18 protein-coding genes and 6 pseudogenes are annotated in these 23,017 nt (G+C 58.4%); all 24 read right to left on the reverse strand.

Features of this window, described 5'->3' with window-relative positions; genetic code table 11:
• Nucleotide 1: 1 nt before the first annotated feature.
• The 24 genes and pseudogenes from A2G06_08955 to A2G06_09070 all read right to left on the reverse strand — a co-directional run bounded on the left by A2G06_08955 (nt 2) and on the right by A2G06_09070 (nt 23,017).
• Complete coding sequence (locus A2G06_08955) at nt 2-1,501, reverse strand: RND transporter (GenBank protein ID ANA40402.1); 1,500 nt, start codon at nt 1,499-1,501, stop codon at nt 2-4.
• 186 nt (nt 1,502-1,687) lie between these two features.
• Nucleotides 1,688-2,461: a hypothetical protein gene (locus A2G06_08960; protein ID ANA40403.1), complete on the reverse strand. Its 774-nt coding sequence runs from the start codon at nt 2,459-2,461 to the stop codon at nt 1,688-1,690.
• Between the two features lie 122 nt (nt 2,462-2,583).
• Nucleotides 2,584-3,831 carry a serine hydroxymethyltransferase gene (gene glyA, locus A2G06_08965; GenBank protein ID ANA40404.1) on the reverse strand — a complete coding sequence of 416 codons (1,248 nt, stop codon included), beginning with the start codon at nt 3,829-3,831 and terminating at the stop codon, nt 2,584-2,586.
• Between the two features lie 92 nt (nt 3,832-3,923).
• Complete coding sequence (locus A2G06_08970; GenBank protein ANA40405.1) at nt 3,924-4,370, reverse strand: ribose-5-phosphate isomerase; 447 nt, start codon at nt 4,368-4,370, stop codon at nt 3,924-3,926.
• A gap of 11 nt (nt 4,371-4,381) precedes the next feature.
• Nucleotides 4,382-5,612 (reverse strand): annotated as a pseudogene (locus A2G06_08975) (beta-ketoacyl-[acyl-carrier-protein] synthase II).
• Between the two features lie 138 nt (nt 5,613-5,750).
• Nucleotides 5,751-5,984, reverse strand: coding sequence for an acyl carrier protein (locus A2G06_08980; protein ID ANA40406.1), 234 nt, complete (start codon nt 5,982-5,984; stop codon nt 5,751-5,753).
• 86 nt (nt 5,985-6,070) lie between these two features.
• Entirely contained in the window at nt 6,071-6,811 is a 741-nt protein-coding gene (locus tag A2G06_08985) for a beta-ketoacyl-ACP reductase (protein ANA41640.1), read from the reverse strand.
• A gap of 15 nt (nt 6,812-6,826) precedes the next feature.
• Nucleotides 6,827-7,742 (reverse strand): annotated as a pseudogene (locus tag A2G06_08990) (malonyl CoA-acyl carrier protein transacylase).
• 22 nt (nt 7,743-7,764) lie between these two features.
• Entirely contained in the window at nt 7,765-8,745 is a 981-nt protein-coding gene (locus A2G06_08995; protein ANA40407.1) for a 3-oxoacyl-ACP synthase, read from the reverse strand.
• An 11-nt stretch (nt 8,746-8,756) separates the two neighbouring features.
• Nucleotides 8,757-9,796, reverse strand: a pseudogene (locus A2G06_09000) (phosphate acyltransferase).
• Between the two features lie 45 nt (nt 9,797-9,841).
• The gene (locus A2G06_09005) at nt 9,842-10,024 is read right to left on the reverse strand and encodes a 50S ribosomal protein L32 (GenBank protein ANA40408.1); all 183 of its coding nucleotides are present in this window, start codon (nt 10,022-10,024) and stop codon (nt 9,842-9,844) included.
• A 21-nt stretch (nt 10,025-10,045) separates the two neighbouring features.
• Nucleotides 10,046-10,584, reverse strand: a pseudogene (locus tag A2G06_09010) (hypothetical protein).
• A gap of 183 nt (nt 10,585-10,767) precedes the next feature.
• On the reverse strand, nt 10,768-11,130 hold the full coding sequence (locus A2G06_09015) for a hypothetical protein (protein ID ANA40409.1): 363 nt from the start codon (nt 11,128-11,130) through the stop codon (nt 10,768-10,770).
• A gap of 1 nt (nt 11,131) precedes the next feature.
• Nucleotides 11,132-11,743 (reverse strand): threonylcarbamoyl-AMP synthase, encoded by a 612-nt coding sequence (locus tag A2G06_09020; GenBank protein ID ANA40410.1) that lies wholly within the window; start codon nt 11,741-11,743, stop codon nt 11,132-11,134.
• Nucleotides 11,744-11,787: 44 nt separating this feature from the next.
• Nucleotides 11,788-12,237 carry a deoxyuridine 5'-triphosphate nucleotidohydrolase gene (locus tag A2G06_09025; GenBank protein ID ANA40411.1) on the reverse strand — a complete coding sequence of 150 codons (450 nt, stop codon included), beginning with the start codon at nt 12,235-12,237 and terminating at the stop codon, nt 11,788-11,790.
• Nucleotides 12,238-12,248: 11 nt separating this feature from the next.
• Nucleotides 12,249-13,505 (reverse strand): zinc protease, encoded by a 1,257-nt coding sequence (locus A2G06_09030; protein ANA40412.1) that lies wholly within the window; start codon nt 13,503-13,505, stop codon nt 12,249-12,251.
• Between the two features lie 44 nt (nt 13,506-13,549).
• A pseudogene (locus A2G06_09035) lies at nt 13,550-15,642 on the reverse strand (polyribonucleotide nucleotidyltransferase).
• Nucleotides 15,643-15,920: 278 nt separating this feature from the next.
• Nucleotides 15,921-16,187 (reverse strand): 30S ribosomal protein S15, encoded by a 267-nt coding sequence (locus A2G06_09040; protein ANA40413.1) that lies wholly within the window; start codon nt 16,185-16,187, stop codon nt 15,921-15,923.
• A gap of 123 nt (nt 16,188-16,310) precedes the next feature.
• Nucleotides 16,311-17,225, reverse strand: a complete 915-nt coding sequence (locus A2G06_09045) for a pseudouridine synthase (protein ID ANA40414.1) — start codon at nt 17,223-17,225, stop codon at nt 16,311-16,313.
• 5 nt (nt 17,226-17,230) lie between these two features.
• On the reverse strand, nt 17,231-18,181 hold the full coding sequence (locus A2G06_09050) for a phosphoesterase (GenBank protein ID ANA40415.1): 951 nt from the start codon (nt 18,179-18,181) through the stop codon (nt 17,231-17,233).
• Nucleotides 18,174-18,530, reverse strand: a complete 357-nt coding sequence (locus tag A2G06_09055) for a ribosome-binding factor A (GenBank protein ANA40416.1) — start codon at nt 18,528-18,530, stop codon at nt 18,174-18,176. Before A2G06_09055 ends, A2G06_09050 begins: the two co-directional genes overlap by 8 nt.
• Nucleotides 18,531-18,598: 68 nt before the next feature.
• The gene (locus tag A2G06_09060) at nt 18,599-21,250 is read right to left on the reverse strand and encodes a translation initiation factor IF-2 (protein ANA40417.1); all 2,652 of its coding nucleotides are present in this window, start codon (nt 21,248-21,250) and stop codon (nt 18,599-18,601) included.
• Nucleotides 21,228-21,845, reverse strand: coding sequence for a 50S ribosomal protein L7 (locus tag A2G06_09065; protein ID ANA40418.1), 618 nt, complete (start codon nt 21,843-21,845; stop codon nt 21,228-21,230). The genes A2G06_09060 and A2G06_09065 overlap by 23 nt, the downstream gene beginning before the upstream one ends.
• 3 nt (nt 21,846-21,848) lie before the next feature.
• A pseudogene (locus A2G06_09070) lies at nt 21,849-23,017 on the reverse strand (transcription termination/antitermination protein NusA).

The following is a 23,017-nucleotide window of genomic DNA, read 5'->3' on the forward strand; positions in this document are numbered from 1 at the left end:
GTCAGTCTCGCGCACTTTGCTCGTAAAGGGAGTCCCCTTCTTTTTCCGTTACGGTGATTCCCTCCCGATCCAGAAGCTCTCCCGTGGCCCGCAGCAATTGGGTAACGGCATCGCCATATCCTGTCAAGGCTTTGATCTGGTTGCTCTTTGCCGTGGCCAGTTCACTCTCAACTTCGAGAACGTCCTTAATAGTGGCAAGCCCCACCTCGCTCCTCTTGATGAAAGAGCGGAGCCGCTCCTCGGCAAAGGCGCGGCCGCGGTCGGTCACGTCGAGCTGCTTGTAGCCCGAATCAACGCCCCTGATGGCCGTCTTGACCTCATTTTCCACATTGGCCTCAAGGCTCCTGATCTGGGTGCGTCCCTGCTCCACCTTCAATTTACTGCGGCGATACTCGTTCTCGGCGGCATTGTTCCCCAGGGGGTACTGGAATACGAGCCCAACGCCCCAAACCGGGTAATCGGCTGAGCCGACTTTTTCCAGATTGCGGTTGTAGTGACGGTCTAAGCCCGTCACGGCGGCACTGGCAGTAAGATTCAGATCCGGGAGGGTCCGGTTCCGGGCCACGCGCGTCTCCAGTTCGCTCGTCTTGAGGTTCGCCTTCTGCTCTCGCAGTTCTGGCCGCAAATCCAGCGCCTTGCGGATCAGTGCATTTTCCTCGGCCTCATATGGCTCGCGGGTCGGGATATCGACCGGAATGAACTCATCTTTGCCGGGTAGCTGAAGCAGCACGTGGAGCACATCATTCTGATCCCGTACCGCTTTTTCCGCATCGATGAGATCCTTTTCCCGGCTTGCCACACCGAACTCGGCATTGAGAATCTCCATGGCCGGCAGAACGCCCGCCTTCACCCGTGCCTGGGTATCGGTGAGTATTTTACGGGCCAGTTCCAGGGACGTCTTCTTGACCTCAAGATCCTCGCGCAGGCTGTAAAGCCGGTTATACTCGGTCCTGACCCTGGCCACCGTGTCCAGGAGCAGGGTCCGGAACCGCTCCAGGGAACCATCCTTGGCCGTCCGCGCCACCATGATGCCGAGTTCGGTGGGGTCCTTGCCGAAATTTTTCAACAGCGGCTGGGAAAGGCTCAGCGTCAGATCCGAGTTCCAGTATTCGCTCGGGCTTCGGGTGGAATTGGTGTAGTTGTAGGCATTATTGAACGTGAGCCCCACTGTCCCGCCAAGGGGCGTCAACTGGTTCACGCCGGGATTCAGAGTCAGCGTCCGGGTCCGGCTGGTATTGGTTCCTGAAAGAAACGAGCTGACCGGTTCGGTGACGGCATACTGAAAATCGGTTGAAACAATGAGTTGCGTATCATAAATACCGAGATTTTTGCGGATATCAGCCTCCGCCATGGCCGGATTGTACAGTTCTGCCCGCACATCCAGGTTTTTCTGCACTGCAGACTGGATTGCCTCCTTGAGGCTCAGCCGAACGCCGCCGTCAGCGGCGTGGACGGTGAGCGGAGCCATTACCAGAAGCAGGGCAGTCGTTATCCGTTTCATCAATCATTCCTCCTCAGCAGGCCGTTGGATGCTAATGTGAGAGATCCCCGCAGGTGGGCAGGGGCTCCGTTGATCATAATCATCGTAACGAGGAACCCCGTCAACGGTTGAACACGATCTGTGCATTTGTTCAAAAAAATGGACGTGCGTCAAGCGCAAATGCGTCCGGAGCGTGCCGAAACGAGCCTATTGGGCGATGAAGGTCGTCCGGTCGAGGCCGGTATTGCCGTTGGCCGGATCAAATGCATAGACCGTTACCTCGTATACTCCCGGCTGTCTGACCGTAAGCTCTCCCATAACCAGGCTCGACTCCCCGGCAAAATGGAGCGGCACCTCTTCCGCGGCTGAGCCGTCCCGCCTTACCATTGCACGGATCTCGTAGCCGTCGGCATTCCAGAGCCCTCCCGGCGAAACCGGACAGCCGCACATCATCATGACGCTGGCCCGCACGGTCACGGTGGCCAATCCATCCGCAAGAGTAACGGTATGATTGGCCGGCGGATCGAGTACATCAACGGCAAACCCCGGCAACTCCAAGACAAGACCGTCCCCGCCGGTCACGTGCCTGCCGGGAATCAGCCACTGGGTCACCGAAGCCTCTCCCATCCCCTGCCTCTGGCTTAATGGGCCTGCCGCCCGCACTTCAATCCGGGTGGGCACATCGATATCCAGAACAGCCCTGAACCGGGCGGATTGTGCGTCCGACAACACGCCCCCCCTCACATGCGGGTTGACCATAATGGTAGCGGTATTGCCAGTGGTTCCCGCCGTAACACCCGTGGCGAGCAACTCGCCGGTGTCGGTATTGCGGATGGTTATCAAAGCCCCTCCCATGCTCGTTCCGAGAAACTTTGCATCCTTGGTCCTCACCCGCACATCGACACGGGTTTCCAGGGCCTGGACGGTACCGGCCGAAACAAGAAACGCCATCAGTGCAACGCCGGTCAGAATTCTTGCCATTGTTGACCTCCCGTTCGCGAAGGGTCCGCGCCCCACTCGACCGCATAACCATAGAAGCATAGCAAAGAAAAAGGGGGATGCCGCGCGGCATCCCCCTTTTCAGGCGAATCAGACCAATACCTTTAAGAAAGCCGGTGGGCGTAGAGGGGAAAACGCTTCATGAGTGCATTGACCCTCCCCTTGATCTCAACAAGCTTGGCATCATTGTCCACGTTGGCCAGTGCCTCTGCGATGAAGCCCGCCACATTAGCCATTTCAGCTTCCTTGAGACCGTGGGTAGTGGCTGCGGGAGTGCCGATCCGGAAACCGGAGGTGACAAAGGGCGAACGGGTCTCGAAGGGCACCGTGTTCTTGTTCACCGTGATGCCGGCCTTATCCAGAGACTCCTCCGCCACCTTGCCGGTCAGTTCGGTGCCGGTCAGGTTAACCAGCATCAGATGGTTATCGGTGCCGCCGGACACAAGCCGGAACCCGCGCTTCACCAGCTCGTCGGCAAGGGCCTTGGCGTTTTTCACGATCTGGGCCTGATACGCTTTGAACTCGGGCTGGAGGGCTTCCTTGAGGGCAACGGCCTTGGCCGCAATGACATGCATGAGCGGCCCTCCCTGGATACCTGGGAAAATATTGGAATTGAGCGTCTTGGCGTATTCCTCGCGGCACAGGATCATCCCACCGCGGGGCCCCCTGAGGGTCTTATGGGTGGTGGTGGTCACGAATTCCGCGTAGGGAACGGGGTTCGGATGGAGACCGGCCGCAACCAGGCCCGCGATGTGAGCCATATCAACCATGATAACCGCGCCGACCTTATCGGCAATGGTGCGGAAGGCGGTGAAGTCGATGGTCCGGGGATAGGCGCTGGCCCCCACAACAATCATCTTCGGCTTATGCTCCAGGGCAAGACGCTCCACCTCATTGAAGTCGATCGTTTCGGTTTCCTGGGACACGCCGTAGGGAACCACGTTGAAGAAACGGCCCGAAAAGTTCACGGGGCTGCCGTGGGTCAGGTGGCCGCCGTGGGACAGGTTCATCCCGAGAATGGTGTCGCCGGGCTTGAGCACCGAAAAGTAGACCGCCATATTTGCCTGGGAGCCCGAATGGGGCTGGACGTTGGCATGATCGGCACCGAAAAGCTCCTTGGCCCGCTCGATAGCGAGATTTTCCACCACGTCCACGTGGTGGCATCCACCATAGTAGCGCTTGCCGGGGTATCCCTCGGCATACTTATTGGTCATTACCGAGCCCTGGGCTTCCAGTACCGCCTCGGAAACGAAGTTTTCGGAAGCGATCAACTCCAGGTTGTACTCCTGCCGCTCGGTTTCATGGCGGATCGCCTCAGCTACCTGCGGGTCAAAGGTTTCGAGAATCGACATGTCAGGTCTCCTTGTAAAAGTGGGAAAAAGGAAAACGGGACCGTATCCAGTCCCGTATCAGACTTCATGCAACCGCCGATCAGGCGCGATGTCTACTTCATCAGTTCCCGCTCCAGGGCCGCAATCTTGTCGAGCCGTCCCTGATGACGGCCGCCTTCATACACCCCGTCGAGCCAGGCGATGACCATCTCCCGGGCCGCGGCCTCCTCGAGCACCCGGCCACCGAGGACCAGGATGTTTGCGTTATTATGCTCCTTGGCCATGCGTGCCATGAAGGCATCGGTGGCAAGGGCCGCACGCACCCGGGGAAACTTGTTGGCAACGATCGACATGCCGATGCCGGTGCCGCAGAAGAGAATCCCCTTCTCCGCGTCGCCATTGGATACCCTTCGGGCCACCTTGATGCCGAAGTCCGGGTAATCAACCGAGTTGCCGTTATCGGTTCCGCAGTCTTCGAAGGGTTCCCCCCGCTCGGCAAGGAGCCGCTTAACCGCTTCCTTCAGTTCCAGACCACCGTGATCGCTCCCGACGACTATCACCCCGTGCCCCCCTATACTTTCTTGAAGAGCAGCGTCGCGTTCGTGCCCCCAAAGCCGAAGTTGTTGCTGAGGGCGTATGTGATCGACTTCTCCCGGGCGGTGTTGGGAACGTAGTCAAGATCGCACTCGGGGTCCTGCTCCAGGTAGTTGATAGTCGGCGGAATCACACCCTTGTCCATGGCCATGAGGGTAAAGACAGCTTCAACGCCGCCGGCTGCGCCGAGCAGGTGACCGGTCATGGACTTGGTGGAGGACACCATAACCTTTTTCGCATGGTCACCGAACACGCTCTTGACGGCAAGGGTCTCGTAGTAGTCATTGAAGGGGGTGGAGGTGCCATGGGCGTTGATGTAGTCCACCTCTTCCGGACGGACCCCGGCGTTGTTGAGAGCCATTTTCATGCACCGCGCAGCACCTTCTCCCTCCGGTGCCGGAGCGGTGAGATGGTAGCGTCGCCCGTGAGACCATAGCCGACGATCTCGGCATAAATTTTGGCCCCGCGCTTCTTGGCAGCCTCATACTCCTCAAGAACGACGATGCCTGCCCCCTCTGCGAGAACGAAACCATCGCGATTCTTTTCAAAGGGACGCGACGCAGCGGCTGGATCGTCGTTACGCGTGGAAAGAGCCTTCATGACCGCAAAACCGCCAATTCCGAGGGGAGTCACCGTGGACTCGGTACCGCCGGCAATCATGGCGTCCGCATCGCCGCGCCTGATCATGTGGTATGCATCGCCGATGGAGTGTGTACCGGTGGCGCAGGCGGATACCGACGACAGGTTGGGTCCCTTGGCCCCGTACTTGATTGAAATGTGGCCGGGTGCAAGGTTGATGATCAGCATTGGAATGAAGAAGGGGGAAATTTTCTTGTGCCCGCCTTCGAGCATGGCGGCGTGGTACTTTTCGATGGTCGGCAAACCGCCCAGCCCCGCGCCGACCAGGACACCCGTACGCTCCGCGTTCTCCTCGGTGATCTTGAGGCCGGAATCTTCCATGGCGTAATGGGCAGCAGCATGGCGTACTGAATGAAGAGGTCCATCTTCTTGACCTCTTTCTTGTCGATGTACTGCTCGGGATCAAAGCCCTTAACCTCGCCGGCAATCCTTACCGGCAGGTCGGAGGCGTCAAAGCGGGTTATGTGCCCAATGCCCGACGTTCCTGAAACGAGCGCATCCCAGTTGGCGGCGTTGCCGACTCCGAGCGGAGATACGGCGCCGACTCCCGTCACCACTACTCTTCTCATAGATATGTGCTCCCGATGGTCGTGAATCTGAACGCATCCGCCACGGAGCCGTTGAAGCTCACATGCGGATGCACGCGGACGCGGCCCAAAGGCCGCGTGCTGTGAAAAAGGGGAAGGTTCTCCTTCCCCTCCTGTGTGCTAGGTGTGCTCGGTGATGTAATCGATGGCATCCTGAACGTTCTGGATTTTCTCGGCGTCCTCGTCGGAAATCTCGATATCGAACTCTTCCTCGAGAGCCATCACCAGTTCGACAGTGTCAAGAGAGTCCGCCCCCAGATCATCCATAAAGGAGGCATCGTTCGTAACCTGCGCCTCATCGACGCCGAGTTGTTCGGCTACGATCTCTTTGACTCTTTTTTCTATTGACGACATGCTTGTTCACCTCCGTTTGGTTTGAGTCTTCGGGTAATGTTTCTAGCTACATACCACGAAACGCCTAAATTTCAAAAGATATTTTTCTACATGTACATCCCGCCGTTAACGGACAGGACGTGACCGGTAATATAACTCCCCATGTCGGACACGAGGAAATGGACCGCGTTGGCAATATCCTCGGGGGCACCGAACCGCTCCAGCGGAATCTGCTGCATGAGCGACTCACGTACCTTTTCGGAAAGAACCGCCGTCATATCCGTTTCGATGAAACCGGGGGTGACGGCATTGACGGTAATGCCGCGCTTGGCCAGTTCCCGGGCGGCAGCCTTGGTCATTCCGATCATCCCTGCCTTGCTGGCGCAATAGTTGACCTGCCCCGCATTCCCCATCTCGCCTACCACAGAGCCGATATTGACGATGCGGCCACTACGGGCCTTGGCCATGAGTTTTGCCGCCTCCCGCGTGCAATTGAAGGCGCCCTTGAGGTTCACGTCGAGCACGGCATCCCAATCGGCATCTTTCATCCGCAACAGCAGGCCATCCCGGGTAATGCCGGCATTGTTGACAAGGATATCCACCTTGCCGAAAGCGGCTACCACCGAGGCGAACAGCGCTTCCACAGCCGCCGCGTCCGCCACGTCCACAGCCAGCGCGAGGGCTCTCCGGCCGATCTGCTCTATCTCGTCCGCGGTTTTCCGGGCACTGTCGAGGGTTGTAGCGGTCACTGCAACGTCAGCGCCCTCGCGGGCGAGCCGGAGGGCGATCTCCCTGCCGATGCCACGAGAAGCTCCTGTAACCACTGCGACTTTTCCAGCAAGACTCATTCTCGTCTCCTTAGGCAAGAGCCTGATACCGGCCGTATCCTCGACGTTGGCGGTACCCGCTTCCTTCTCGATCCGCTTGACCAGCCCCGACAGAACTTTGCCCGGCCCGATCTCCACAAACCGGGTGACGCCGAGCGAAACCATTTCCCTCACCGAGGCATCCCAGAGCACCGGAGCGCTTACCTGCCTGACCAGGAGTTCTTTTACCCTTCCCTTGTCGGAGTTGGGCGTTGCCTCCACGTTGGTCACCACGGGAGCGACCAGATCGCCGACCGCAACCGCTGCCAGAACCTCGGCAAGCCGTTCACCGGCAGGCACCATGAGGCTCGAATGGAAGGGAGCACTCACCGGCAGGAGCATCGCCTTGCGGAACCCCTTTGCTTGGCAATCTCAATGGCACGGTTGACCGCACCGGTGTTTCCGGCAATGACGATCTGGCCGGGCGAATTGAAGTTTGCGGGAGAAACGACCTCACCCTGGGCCGCTTCGGCGCATATTTCGGCAAGAACAGCCGGTTCGATTCCGAGCATCGCGGCCATTGCCCCCTCTCCAACCGGCACAGCTCCTGCATGAAGGTGCCGCGGGCTCGAACCGTCCGGACAGCATCCGCAAAGCCAAGTGCCCCGGCAGCCACAAGCGCCGAGTACTCGCCGAGAGAGTGTCCTGCCAGGAAGTCTGCGGTGAGTCCCGTTTCAGCCTGAAGCACCCTGAATGCAGCAACACTTGTGGTCAGGATGGCGGGCTGAGTATTGGCGGTGAGCTTCAACTGCTCTTCGGGACCTTCAAAGCAGAGTCGGGAAAGGGAGCTGCCGAGGGCATCATCAGCTTCCTCGAAGACCTGACGGGCAACCGGAAAGGTATCGGCCAGATCCTTGCCCATTCCGGCATACTGGGACCCTTGGCCGGGGAATATGAATGCACGCTTGCTCATTGATAGCTCCTTGCTTGGTCCGTTACCAGCGCACCAGTGCCGATCCCCAGGTAAGCCCGCCACCGAAGGCATCGAATACCACTACATCGTTGGGCTTGATCCGGCCCGAGCGGTTAGCTTCGTCCAGTGCCAGCGGAATGGATGCCGCCGAGGTATTGCCGAACCGGTCGAGATTGACGTAGACCTTTTCGCCCGGCAGGCCGAGGCGTTTGCCGATGGCATCAATGATGCGGCGATTGGCCTGATGGGGGATGAACAACGAAATGTCTGCAGGCGTGAGCCCGTTTGCATCAAGGGCTTCAAGGGCGGCATCCTCCATGGCCCTCACGGCGAGTTTGAAAACCTCGTTCCCCTGCATCATGAGATAGATACGACGGTCGTCAAGAGTCTTCTGGACGGCGGGATTTCTGTTGCCGCAACCGGGTTGATAGAGCAATTCCCAGTATGAGCCGTCACTGTGAAGATGGGTTGACAGGACACCGCGGCCATCATCGCATGCCTCGAGAACCACGGCACCGGCGCCGTCGCCGAAAAGGAGACAGGTGTTGCGATCTGTCCAGTCGATGATCCGCGACAGGGCTTCTGCACCAATGACCAGAGCCTTGCGGACGGAACCCGCCCTGATTGCATTGGATGCCTGAGCCAATGCATAGATAAAGCCGGAACAGGCGGCGGACAGGTCAAAGGCAGCCGCCTTGGCGGCCTTGAGATTGCTCTGGACCACGCAGGCAGTGGCGGGAAATGGGAAATCGGGCGTAATTGTCGCAACAATCAAAAGATCAATATCAGCGGCAGCGACTCCGGCCATCTCAAGCGCCCGCTCCGCTGCCTGCGTTGCAAAGGTGGAGGTATACTCTCCATCAGCGGCGATGCGGCGCTCTTTGATCCCGGTGCGCGTAGTTATCCACTCGTCAGAGGTATCGACCATCTTCTCCAGATCGAAATTGGTAAGCACCTTGGAGGGAACGGCAGAACCGGTCCCGACAATCCTTGCTTTCATCATCCGTGACCTTTCTAACCCGCTGCTGCTTCCTTCACAGCGTCGCACTGCTGCATGTAGGCCGTAAACTCGGTTTCCATCTTCTCGGCGAGCCGTTGGTTGACCCCTTTGCACACATATTGATGAGCGAAGAGAATCGCGTTCTTGATGGCCTTCACGTTCGAACCGCCGTGGCAGATCATGCGACGCCGTTGATGCCGATCAGGGGTGCACCGCCGTATTCGGCGTAATCAACCTTTTTCTTGAAGTTCTTGAATGCCTTGCGGACAAACAGATAGCCAAGCTTGGACAGCAGACTGCCTGCTATTTCCTCGCGCAACATCTTCCCGACCGTTTCTGCAAGCCCTTCAGAAAGCTTCAGCACAACATTGCCCACAAAACCGTCGCAGACGACCACATCGACCATGCCGTTGAAGATGTCGCGCCCTTCCACGTAGCCTTCATAGTCAAAGGAAATATTTTTCAGGATTGCATTGGTTTCGCGAGTGAGTTCATTCCCCTTGCTGTCCTCTTCCCCATTGGAAAGGAGTCCGATGCGGGGATGCTCCACACCCATGACGTGGCGGGCATACACTTCGCCCATTATGGCGAACTGCACGAGGTGAATCGGCTTGCAGTCAACATTACCCCCCACGTCAAGAACAAGGGTCTTGCCGCGCAGGGTGGGAAATATCTGTGCGATGGCCGGACGGTCAATCCCTTTGAGCCGCTTGAGGACAAACATGCCTGCCGCCATGGTGGCGCCGGAATTGCCGGCACTCACCACGGCCTCTGCCTCGCCGCTTTTCACGAGATCAAAGGCGACGCGGATCGAGGAATCCTTCTTGCGCCGCACGGCGTCGGATGCAGCATCGTGCATGCCGACCACCTCGCTGGCGTGGTGAATGGCTATATCAAGCCCCTGTACATTGTGCTTGGCAAGCTCCTGACGAAGCTTTTCCGTATCACCGACCAAGGTGATGGGTATGCCGAATTCACGTGCTGCTACGACAGAACCTTCAACCTCGACGGTAGGGGCATTGTCGCCTCCCATCGCATCAACAGCAACTCTCATGGTACTCCCAGACAAGAATGAATCAGACCTACACGCGCAGGCAGGTTAGATCTCTTCGGTCTTGACCACTTCTCTCCCTTTATAGGTGCCGCAGGAAGCGCAGGCGCGGTGGGAAAGCTTGGGGCTCTTGCACTGGGGACAAACGGAAGCTGCCGGAGCGGTAAGGGAATCGTGGGATCTCCTCATGTTTTTACGGGACTTGGATGTCTTTTTCTTGGGTACAGCCATGGAATGTCTCCTTTTGTGGTTCTACTTGTCGACCTTAAAATCCTTGAGTGCACTGAATTTCAGACTGAATGACGAACCGGCGCACGTGCACTCCGCTTCATTCAAATCAACTCCGCATGTGGGGCACAGCCCCCGGCAGGACTCTTGGCACAGGGGTTTGAGCGGCAACTCCATGATCACCTGCTCGGCGATCTCCGGAGCGAAATCAATCTCGTCCCCCTGATAGGCAATCGAGATCAGATCTTCCTCTGCCAGTTCAACCTCTTCCTCGTCGAATGCGACGCGGTCTTCTTTACGATAGAACATCGTGAAAACGGAAGCGAGGTCGGCTTCAAAATCACCGAGACACCGGGAGCAATTCAGCCGAATCCGGGTCTTCAGGTTCCCTTTGACCCTGATGTGATCATATTCCCTGGCGACTGCCAACTCCACCGTCACCGGTGAGAGAAATCCGCACTCACCCGCATCCTGAACGGCAACAAGCCAGGGAACGTTTCAAGCGGCTCCTCGGAGCGGAGAACCCTTGGCTGCTCTTTTATGTCGTCGACTCTTATTTTCACCGCGACCTGCTGTTCATGGTGGCAACAGAAGCCACTCAGTATAAGGAACGGGTTCCGATTGTCAAGAAAAATGAGGCAAAAGCAAAACCGCCCTTTCAGGCGGTTGATTCTGCTAGTTCTATCCGATTCCATCCATTATTGCAAGCAATTTCGGTCTATCGCATCCACGAAAGGTGGAATCTCTCACATGGTGATGGTTTCACCCGGTCGGAGCGGAGGAGGACTCTCTGCCCCGCGGAAATGCGCCACCAGCAGCAGGATAAAGATAAAAGTAACAGCACAGAGAATGACGAGGCTCGGAGCAATGCGACAGGAGCGCTCGCGTACCGGACCGGCCCTGAGAAACAGACCGGTAACAGCCAGCACAACTCCGCAGCCACCGGCGATTCCCCCTCCCAAAAAACCGAGAGATACAAAGAGACCGGCAGCGGAAGGAGAAAGGCCGAATCCCCCTGCTATCTGCTCGTGGAAAAAAGTAGCCACCGTAACGAGGGCTACCGCCAGCGAAAGGGCGTATATCCCCACCCGGAGCGTCCGCCTTCTCATGCTATTCGCCGCACCAACTCACATCGCCGATCCCACGGCGCAGCACCTGGGGATAATCGCCGATAAGACTCACCACCGAGCTGACATCGGCGGTGAGATTCCCACCATCCACAACGAGATCGAGCTGTTTTCCAAGGGTTCTCTCGACTTCAAGCGGATCACCGATGGGCTCTTCCCCCGAGAGGTTCGCACTGGTTGTAACGATCGGGTGCCCCAGCTCCTTGACGAGCGCTATGCAGATGCGATTGTCGGGAATTCGGATGCCAACCGTCTTCTGCTTGGTTACTAAAAGATCGGGGACCACGCTCGTCGCATCGATCACAAAGGTGTAGGGCCCCGGCAGATAACGCTTCAAAATTCTATAGGCGTAATTGCTGACCTTGGCGTAGCGGGCCACCTCTGAGAGCTCAGAACAGATAAAGGAAAAGGGCTTTTTCTTCTCCCTTTGCTTGAGAAGGTAGATTCGTTCGATCCCCTTCTTACTGAAAATGCTGCAACCGATCCCATAGGTCGTGTCGGTCGGATACGCGATGACCCCGCCACGACCAAGAACTTGAGCCACATGGGAGACAAGTCGTGCCTGCGGATTGTCGGGATTAATGGAGAGAAGCATGGCATATCTCCGTCAGTGGCAGCAGTACACTTTATTTTCCGGGATTATTGCCCGGTGTGACCGAACCCGCCGTCACCCCGGGCGGTCTCATCCAGTTCGTCCACGTCCTGAAATTCGGCCCGGGCGAAGGGCGCAAATACCATCTGGGCGATCCGTTCGCCCCGCTTTACGACAAAGGTGTCAGCACCGTGATTAATGATGATTACGCCGATCTCGCCCCGATAGTCGGGGTCAATGGTGCCCGGCGAGTTGACGAGAGCAATTCCGTGCTTGAGGGCAAGACCGCTTCTGGGCCGGACCTGCGCCTCAAAGCCATCAGGCAGGGCTATGGCAATGCCGGTGGGAACAAGCGCCCGCTCTCCGGGTTTAAGCACCAGATCGGCATCCACATCGGCGCAGAGATCCATCCCCGCGGCATGGGGGGTCATGTAGCGGGGATGGGGGAGAGCCGAACCGGGCCGAACCCGGCGAATCTTTACCAAGCAAGGCTGCATGGACCGGCCACCTAAAGCGCAAGCCGCGAGACATCAAACGCAGCACTGTCAACCTTGCCCATGAGGGCAAGAGTCAGATAACGCTCGTCAAAAATCTCGCCGGCAAGTTCGAGAACACCCTGACTTGTTACGGAGTCGAATCCATCCGTCAGTTCATGAATAGGAATATAGCGTCCGAAATAAATTTCGTTTTTAGCGAGCTTAGTCATCCTGTTGTCGGAGCTTTCCAGGGAAAGATAGATGTTACCTTTTATCTGCTCCTTGGCCGACTCTAACTCAGTGAACGGAACAAGTTCCGTTTTCAGACGCTTCAGCTCAGCAAAGGCGATGTCGAGCACATCGTCGAGCTTTGCCGGACTTGTACCGGCGTACACAACAAGCGAGCCCGCATCCGTGTGGGAAACCACGTAGGAATAGACCGAATAGGCAAGACCCAGCCGCTCGCGGATCTCCTGGAACAGTCGGGAGCTCATGCTGCCACCGAGAAGCGTATTGACCAGATAGACTTCGAACCGACGCGGGTGATTCTGAGGAAATGCCTTGGTGCCGAGACAGATGTGAACCTGTTCCAAATCCTTTTCCACTACCTCAACCTGCTTTTCGTAAGCGGGCAGATGGCAGATATCCCGGCCCGAGCCGGTGGGAACCTGTCCAAAGAGACCGTCCACCAGGCTCAGGAGTTCGTCGTGGCGTACGTTGCCGGCCACAGCAATGATAATGTCGTCAGAGCGGTATTTTTCTCTCAGATGGGTAATGATCGCATCCCGCGAAAGCCCTTCGATGCTCTCTACGCTGCCGAGAATCGACAGGCCGAGGGGATGTCCCCGCCAGAAGCTCCGGTGGAACAGATCGTGAACGTAATCATCCGGCGTGTCCTCCAGCATGTTGATTTCCTGGAGGATCACCTTCCGCTCTTTCTCGATCTCTTCGGAGTCGAAGACTGAGTTGAGAAAGATGTCGGCAAGAAGATCAATTGTCTTTGGAAGGAATTTGTCGAGTACCTTAGCGTAATAGCAGACGTACTCGCGGCTCGTGAACGCATTGAGCACGCCGCCCACCGAATCGATTTCACGTGCAATATCAAGGGCACTGCGCTGCTCCGTTCCCTTGAACATCAGGTGTTCGATAAAGTGAGCGACGCCATTGTGCTCCCGCCGTTCATGGCGGGAGCCGTTGGCTACCCAGATACCAATGGAGACGGAATGGACGTGGGGCATGTATTCGGAGATGATCCGCACGCCATTGTCAAGGATTGTTTTATTGACCATGGATAAAACTATACCCGGACTGGAGCATTATGCCAGCGCCTGCCCTATTCGGGCAGCACGGCGCCGAGCGCCTCTTTCCGCGACAGCTTTATCTTGCCCTGCTTGTCAATGCCGATGCACTTTACCAGCACCTTGTCGCCCTCATTCAGCACATCGGTAACGTTCTTTACCCGCTCGGTATCCAGTTCGGAAATATGGACAAGTCCGTCGGTACCGGGGAAGATTTCCACGAATGCACCGAAATCCATGACTTTCTTGACGGTGCCCATGTAGAGTTTGCCCTCTTCCGCCTCGGCCGTGAGGTCGCGAATCATCTTGATAGCCTTATCGCAGGCCTCCTTGCTGGTGCTGGCAATATTGATACGGCCACTGTCCTCGATGTCGATGGATACGCCGGTCGCCTCGGTGATGCCACGGATGTTCTTGCCGCCGGACCCGATAACGTCGCGGATTTTATCGGTCTTGACCCAGATGGTGGTGATGCGGGGAGCATGGGGAGAGAGATCGGCCCGCGGAGCGGCAATAGCCTGATTCATCTTGCCCAGGATGTGGAGCCTGCCGTCACGGGCCTGCAGCAGGGCCTTCTCCATGATCTCACGGGTGACGCCGGTAATCTTGATGTCCATCTGGATGGCGGTTACCCCTGCTTCGGTGCCGGCCACCTTGAAATCCATATCGCCCAGATGATCCTCATCACCGAGGATGTCGGAAAGAATGGCGACGCCCTCCCCTTCCTTGATGAGGCCCATGGCAATACCCGCCACCGGGGCCTTGATCGGCACGCCCGCATCCATCATCGCCAGTGCGCCGCCGCACACGCTTGCCATGGAGGAGGAACCGTTGCTTTCGAGGATATCGGAGACAATGCGGATGGTGTAGGGAAAGTCCTCGTGCTTGGGCATAACGCGCTCGAGGGCCCTTTCAGCCAGCATGCCGTGACCGATTTCGCGCCGGCCCGGAGCAAGGCGAAAGCTCGTCTCCCCAACCGAGAACGGCGGGAAGTTGTAATGCAGGAGGAAACGCTTGCGGGTCTCGCCGTACAGTGAATCAATCCGCTGCTCATCAATGGAGGTACCGAGAGTCGATGCCACGAGGGCCTGGGTTTCACCGCGGGTAAAGAGGGCGGAACCATGGGCGCGCGGCAGCATGCCGACCTCGATGCTGATGGGACGGATGGTTGTGGTGTCACGGCCGTCAATGCGGTAGCCGTCCTTGATGATGTGCTCGCGGACGAGTTCATACTCGAAGTCGCCGAGGAACCCCTTAATTTCCGATTCGCGGCCTTCATACTCGGGCAGAAGTGCTTCAAGGGTTTGCGCGCTGATCTCGCCGATGCGGTTGTGACGCTCCTGCTTGGCCACAATCCGGACGGCTTCCTTGATCCCGGCATAGGCAAGCTCTTTCACCCGCGCCTTCAGGGCCTCATCAACGGACGTGGCCGCAACCTCGCGTTTGGGAACGCCAGCCAGCTTCCGGAGTTCGGTCTGGGCCTCGATAATCGGCTGAACAGCGGCGTGACCGAAGAAAATGGCTTCCAGGACATCCTTTTCGGACGCCTCTGCAGCCCCCCCCTCGACCATGATGACCGCATCACGGCTTGCCGCGACAACGATCTCAAGATCGCTTTTCTCCACCTGCTCTACCGTGGGATTGCACACGAACTGACCGTCCACGCGCCCGACCTTGACGCCGGCGATGGGGCCGAGGAACGGAATATCGGAGACCTCAAGGGCAGCAGACGCGCCGATCATGGCGAGGATGCCGGGATCGTTATCCTGGTCCGCCGAGACAACAGTCGCCATAATCTGGGTATCATTCAGGAAACTCTCGGGGAAAAGCGGGCGGATCGGGCGATCGATAAAGCGGGACGTGAGAGTCTCGTTGTCGGAGGGACGCCCTTCACGCTTGAAGAAGCCGCCGGGAATCTTGCCGCCGGCATACGCTTTTTCCTGATAATTCACCGTCAGAGGAAAAAAGTCCTGCCTTCGCGGGCCGTTTTTGTCGCCACAGCAGTCACGAGAACCACCGTGTCCCCACAGCTCACCACCACGGCACCACTGGCCTGCTTGGCCCACTTGCCCGTTGCGATCGTTATGGTCCGTCCGCCGAATTCTACGTTAACCCTGTGTTCAGTCATGGTGTGTTCCATCATGTTCGTTGGCCTCCCAGCCTGTGTAAATAGGTGCGTTGGGGCCGTCGATGGAGCGACCGAAGAACAATGCGGTCGGTCACTCCATCCACGCCCCCAACAGACAAAATAAATGGGCCATCAGGCCCATCTCCAGAAACCGGTTGCGCCACAGTGCCCACACTGCTTACCCCCGGATGCGATAACAACCACAGGGCACGACAGTGAAGACAAAGGGCAGAAAAAGGAGAGGCAATATACCCCGGCGCGGAGTATACTGCCTCATCTTAGCGACGAATGCCGAGCTTCTCGATGATCGAGCGATACCTCTCGACGTCTTTCTTCTTGAGATAATCGAGGAGCCTTCTTCTCTGGCCGACGATCTTCAGAAGTCCGCGACGGCTGTGGTGATCCTTCTTGTGCACCTTGAAGTGCTCGGTAAGGTAGATGATCCGCTCGGTAAGAAGCGCGATCTGCACCTCGGGCGAGCCCGTATCACTGTCGTGAAGCTTGTGGGTCGTGATAATCTCTTTCTTTTTGTCAGTTACCAGCACGTTTGCAACACCTCCTTTGCTAAGAGATTGTGAGTATGTGATGCATGGCGGCGCACTGCTGCGCCAGAATGATCAGTAACGTGTGTTTGTATCACAAAGGGTGCTTCCTGTAAAGGGGAAAACCTAGTTAAACACCCTTAAAAGCCTTAGGTTTTTGGTATCATTGGCCCACAGGCCGGTAAGGGCAACCGCCACAGCAACAACGATTCCGTCCCTCTGCAATCGCAGGCGAGTCCCCGCCGGAACTCCCGTGCCCGCCCCATGCTCAACGTCCTCGCAGCCAGGGGTGATGCCACGCCTGACACGTTCCGCGCCCTGGGCGGTGAGCGGCAATGCCTGAAGATGTCCCAGTGCTTCGGAGGGTGACATAAGGACATCAGCAAGACTGCCGGCCTCGGCCAGCGCGCTAAGCCGTTCAAGGGATATGGCCCGGTCCAGATCGAAGAGACCGCTGCTCAACCGGCGCAACTCAGTCAGATGAGCACCGCAGCCGAGGCGCTCGCCCATGTCGTGGGCCAGCGTCCTGACATAAGTCCCGCGCGAACAGGACAGGGTAAACGTCACCAGCGGCAGATCGATCGCGTCAATGACCAGTGAGAAGATCTCTATCTCACGGGGTTCACGCTCGACTTCCCTGCCGGTGCGGGCGAGTTTGTAAAGGGGGACGCCATCGCGCTTGAGGGCCGAGAACATGGGGGGCAGTTGGCTGAGTTTGCCCGTGAACGAGGAGATGACATCACGAACTGTCTGGGACTCCAGGTGCTGCCAGTCGCCGGCATGAACAACCTGGCCGGTGTGGTCCTGGGTATCAGTGGCAGCGCCGAGCATCAGCGTGGCTCGGTACACCTTGGTTGATTCATCCAGGTAGGGGATCGCCTTTGTCCCCTCGCCGACTGCAACGGGCAGAACACCGGTGGCGAATGGATCGAGCGTGCCGGTGTGGCCGGCCTTCTTCTGCCGAAGGGTCCGCCTGACTCTCGCAACCACATCATGGGAGGTGAGACCGGCCGGTTTGTCGATGACGATAAAGCCGTCCATGAAAATCAGAGAGCGGTCTCCAGATGATCGAAGACCCGCTTTCTGACTTCAGCCAGACCACCGGTCAGGGTACAGCCGGCCGCGTTGTGGTGCCCGCCGCCACCAAAGGCTGCGGCAAGGCTCGCCACATCGATCTTGCCCTTGGAACGGAATCCGACCTTGAACAACTGCGGCTGGATCTCGCGGAAGAAGACCGCGACTTCCACCCCTCTGATGGAACGGGGGTAATTGACGAAACCGTCGGTCAGTTCGGCGCAGGCTCCAACCTTCTCGTACATGTCGAGAGTCACGGTGATTGAGGCGCAATCCCCGTTCGCGGAAAAGGAAAGCGTCGAGAGAGCAAGCGCAAGAAGTTCCAGACGCTGACGCGGCTGGCTTTCATAGAGCTTCTCGGCAATGGACCACGTATTGATGCCTGTGGCGACCAACTCGCCCGCAATGGCAAAGGCCTCGGGGTTTGCGTTCGAGTAGCGGAAAGAGCCGGTATCGGTGATTATGGAAGTATAGAGTGCCAGGGCCGTGTCGTAATCGATGTCGTGGCCGGCAGCCTTGATAATCCGGTAGACCAGCACCCCGCTGGCCGCGGCTGCGGAATCAATGTAATTGATGGTGCCGAAGCGGTCACAGGTGAGGTGGTGGTCAATATTGATAAACATGCCGATGCGGCGGCACTCGTTCACAAGTGTGCCGGCACGGCGAAATTCCCCCACATCGAGAACGAAGCACACGTCGAAATCCTGATCCGGCAGGTCATGCCGGACACTGCCCGCCAAGGGGAGAAACCGGTACAACTCGGGCACGGGGTCGCAGAAATGGATGGTAACATCCTTGCCCAAGCCCTTGAGGTATCCGGCAAGGGCAAGGGATGACCCGACCGCATCGCCGTCAGGGTTCTCGTGGGTAGTGATCAGGAAACTACGGTGAGTCCGAATTTCGCGGAGGATGCTTTCAATCATCGGAACCTTTCTCAGTCTCGATTTCTTTCAGCAGTTGATCGATCCGGTTGCCGTACTCGATTGACCGGTCGTATTTGAAGTGAAGCTCCGGTGCGAATTTGAGCCTGAGCTGCTTTCCGATCTCCCGGCGCAGGAAACCGGTTGCGCTCGCAAGCCCCTGGGCCGTGGAGGCCCTGGCCTCATCATCGCCCATGACCGTGTAATAGATGGTCGCCTGGCGGATATCATCGGTAACCTTCACGCCGGTAATGGTGATGAACCCGATGCGGGGATCCTTCATGCCCTTGACGATGAGGCCCGAAACGAGCTCATGGATCGCCTCGGCTACTTTTTCTGAACGATTGAACATAAGGCACGGCACAGAACGACCGGCGGTCGCAGGACTACGGAACCGCACGTGCGCTCAGCACTCCCTTTCTACAGAGTGGTGGCGATTTTCTCGATCTCGAAGTCCTCGATAACGTCACCAATCTTGATGTCATTGTAGTTCTCAAGGCCGATACCGCACTCGTAGCCGGTGGCAACCTCTTTGACGTCGTCCTTGAAGCGGCGCAGACTGGACATCTTGCCTTCATAGATGACCACGTTGTCCCGCAGCAGCCGCACCTGGGCGTTGCGGATCATCTTGCCGTCCTGGACGTAGCAGCCCGCCACGTTGCCGATCTTGGGCACCGAGAAGACCTCCCGGACCTCGGCCCGGCCCAGGTACTTCTCGCGCAGGGTTGGCTCGAGGAGCCCTTCCATGGCCTTTTTGATATCCTCCACCGCATCGTAGATGATGTTGTAGAGACGGATATCGACCCCTTCCTTCTCGGCAAGGACGGACGCCTTCGGCTCGGGCCGGACGTTGAAGCCGAGGATGATGGCGTTGGACGCCGAGGCCAGGTTGACGTCGGTTTCGGTGATGGCACCGACCGAGGAATGGATGACGTTGAGCCTTACCGCATCGGTGGAGAGCTTGCGCAGCGATTCCGAAACAGCCTCCACGGAGCCTTGGACGTCGGCCTTGACGATGGCGTTGAGGTCCTTGACCTCGCCCTTCTGGATCTTGTCGTAGAGTTGCTCCAGCGACATCTTGCTGTGCTTGGCAAGTTCGGTTTCGCGAAACTTTTGCTGACGATGGGAGGCGATTTCCTTGGCACGCTTTTCATCGGTAAGGCTGATGAACACATCGCCCGCATCGGGGACCCCCGTAAAGCCGATGACTTCCACCGGCATGGAGGGGCCTGCTTCGGCGACCTTTTCGCCCCGATCGTTCTGCATGGCGCGGACCCGTCCCGAGTGGACGCCGGCCACGAAGTAATCCCCGACCTTGAGCGTTCCTTCCTGAACAAGCACCGTAGCAACGGGGCCGCGGCCACGGTCGAGCTTTGCCTCCACGATGGTGCCGCGGGCGTCCTTGCCCGGATTGGCCTTCAGGTCCATCACGTCGGCTTGGAGGAGCACCATTTCGAGCAGTTCCGGCAGATTGATCCTCTTCTTCGCCGAAACCTCGACAAAGATGGTTTCACCGCCCCACTCCTCGGAAACCAAACCGAATTCCATGAGTTCCTGCTTCACCCGCTCGGGCTTTGCCTCGGGCTTGTCGATCTTGTTGATGGCAACGATGATGGGAACTCCGGCGGCCTTGGAGTGGTTCACCGCCTCGCGGGTCTGCGGCATCACACCATCATCAGCGGCCACCACAAGAATGACGATGTCGGTCACCTTGGCGCCGCGGGCGCGCATGGCGGTAAACGCCTCGTGGCCCGGCGTATCGAGGAAGGTGATCTTCCGGCCGTTTAGTTCCACATCGTAGGCACCGATGTGCTGGGTGATGCCGCCGGCCTCACCGGCGATGACGTTGGCTTCGCGGATCGCATCCAGGAGTGAGGTCTTGCCGTGGTCGACGTGTCCCATGATGGTGACCACGGGCGGCCGTTTCCTGAGGTTCTCAGGCGCGTCAGGCACCGATTCGAGCATCTCGTCCACATCGATCGCAACGTTCTCGATTTCGTACCCGAATTCAGCCGCAACCAGGGTAGCGGCGTCCACATCGAGGGGATGATTGATGGTGACCATCATCCCCATCTTCATCAGGAGCCGAATCAGATCGGTCGCCTTGATCCCCATCCGCTTGGCCAGTTCGCCGACGGTAATCGACTCGGAAATCTTGATGATCCGCTTGATGGCCTTGGGCACCGTGATTTCGGTCTTTCTGCCGAGAGAGACCATATCCCTCTCGCGTCTCTTGCCTTTGCCCGTCTTTGGCCCGGGCTCAAAGATCCGTTCACGCTTCTCAAGAAGTTCCGCCTTCTTGAACGCTTCCTTCTTCTTGCCCGCACCGCCTCCGCCGGGCTTCTTGGCGCCCCTGTCGGGCTCGGCCGGAGCAACGAACTCCTTGCCCTTGCGAGGAGGGGGCGGAGGAGTTCCCGCCCTGCGGCGGTCATCGCCCGCAGACGCCGGCCGTTCGGCCGGAGAGGGGGTCATGATACGCTCTTCGATCCGCTTCCTGGGCGCTGTCGCTTCGCGCCTGTCCGCAGACCTGGGTGCAGGAGTCGTGATGCCTGGAAGCTCGACCCGGCCGAGAATCCGCGCCCTGTTGGGCGTGGGCCTGTCATCCACAGGAGGGGCGACGGGCGCGACCGGAGCCTTTTGCACAACCGGGGGCTCGGGGGCGGACTCGGCAACAGATGTAACCTGCTCTTGCGCCGGAGCGGCCACTGGCTCCTGCCCCACCGAAGGCTCGACAACGGACGGCGCCTGGTCGGCAGCCCCCGTGGCTCCTTCGATTTCAACCGGTGCGGCTGCGCTTTCGGCCGGAGGGACAGCAGCCTCGACCGGCGGCTCGACGGGAGCGACCTCTGCCACACGGCGACGACGGATGACGGTTGTCGTCACGCGGACTTCTTCCTGGGGGCCACTCTTCGGGGGCGCGGCAGGCGGCGCGGTTACCTTGCGGACATCTTCTTCCTCCAGCACCGACAGGTGGTTTTTCACCTCGATGCCAAGGCTCTTGAGTCGGGCAAGGAGCTCCTTATTTTCAATCCCCATTTTCTTTGCCAGTTCATACACGTGGGTTTTGCTCATCAACCGCACCCCCATCAAGGAAATTACCGTAACGTTCTAATTCTTTCAGAATTATAGGGACAAAGCCGCTCTCCCCGATTGCCGCGACACTCCGCAACCCCTTGCCGAGAAGAGCGCCGACCCGATCCTTGTCCAAGAGGCGGAAACAAGGTACCTGGTATCGTTCGGCCAGGGAAGTCACTTTTTCACCAATATCAGCGGAAATGTCTTCCGTGAGGATCACGAGACCAAGCCGGTCACCGCGCCGAAGGCGCTCCATCACCGTGTCGCTTCCCGACACGACCTTGCCTGCCTTGTTGGCCAAGGCCACATACGAGGATATCCGCTCCTCGAGACGTGCCCGTATCTCAGCGATCAGCGTATCCGCAGGGGCAACGCTACCCTCCCCCCTGAAGGCCCGCGCAAACTGCTTCCGCGCTATGGCAGCACGCACACAGACAGGATCGGGACAGGTATATGCACCGCGGCCGGGAAGCTTGGCGACGATATCGGGGACGACTCTTCCCTCGGGATCAAGAACGAAACGGAGCAGTTCGCTCTTGCCCCTCTCCTGCCGGCAGCCGATGCAGGATCTGCGTGGCTCGTCTCCCCCCATACCCTATACTTCCGCCTGCTCCTCGGCAACCACTTCTCCTGCGGCCTCAACGGCTTGGGGGGCCTCTTCGGCAGCCTCTTCGGCAACCTCTTCCGTAGCGCCATCATAGGAGGAATACTGGAGCAACTCCGCCTCAGCGGCCGTGGTTTCGCTCTTGATATCGATACGCCAGCCGGTAAGCTTTGCGGCAAGCCGCACGTTCTGCCCTTTTTTGCCAATGGCCAGCGACAATTGGTCGTCGGCGACGATGATCTCCATGGACCGGTTCTCGTCGTCGATGTACACCTTCGACACCACGGCCGGTTGCAGCGCATTGCACGCAAAGCGGGCCGCGTCCTCGGACCAGGGGATGATGTCGATCTTCTCGCCCCTCAGTTCGGACACCACATTCTGCACGCGGCTACCCCGCATGCCCACGCAGGCACCAACGGGATCCACGTCGGAATCATGGGAGTAGACCGCAATCTTGGCCCGACTGCCCGGTTCGCGCACAACCGCCTTGATCTCCACGATCCCCTCGGCGATCTCCGGAACTTCCGCTTCGAAAAGCTTGGCCAGGACGCCGGGATGGGTGCGCGACAGGACGATCTGGGGCCCTTGGGGGTCATCCGGATGTCGGTGATCAGAGTCTTGACCCGGTCACCCTGGCGATATACCTCGCGCGGCGCCTGCTCCTTGTGGGAAAGCACCGCTTCGGCGCGCCCGAGATCGACAACCAGATCACCCTTTTCAAAACGGCGCACAACGCCGGTCACCAGTTCGCCGATCCGATCCTTGAACTCGTTGAAAATGGTTTCCCGCTCCGCCTCGCGCACCTTCTGAATGATGACCTGCTTGGCGGTCTGGGCCGCGATGCGGGTGAAACCGCTCGCATCAAGCTTCATGCCGAGAGAGTCGCCCACCTCCACGTCGGGGTCGATCTCCCGGGCTTCCTCCATGTCGATTTCCTTGTAGGAATCCTGAACCTCGTCGACCACGGTAACAAACTCGAAGAGCTCAACCTCGCCAACTTCCGGGTTATAGTGGGCCTCAAGATCGCGGGTATTGCGGAACTTCTTGTTCGCAGCAGTAAGCACCGCCTGTTCCAGGGCCTCAACGACGATGTTCCGGTCGATCCCCTTTTCCTTGACGATCTGGTCAATAATGTGCTTGAGGTTGAAGGTCGTTTCCAC

The sequence above is a fragment of the Geobacter anodireducens genome (genome assembly GCA_001628815.1).
Taxonomy (GTDB): Bacteria; Desulfobacterota; Desulfuromonadia; order Geobacterales; family Geobacteraceae; genus Geobacter; species Geobacter anodireducens.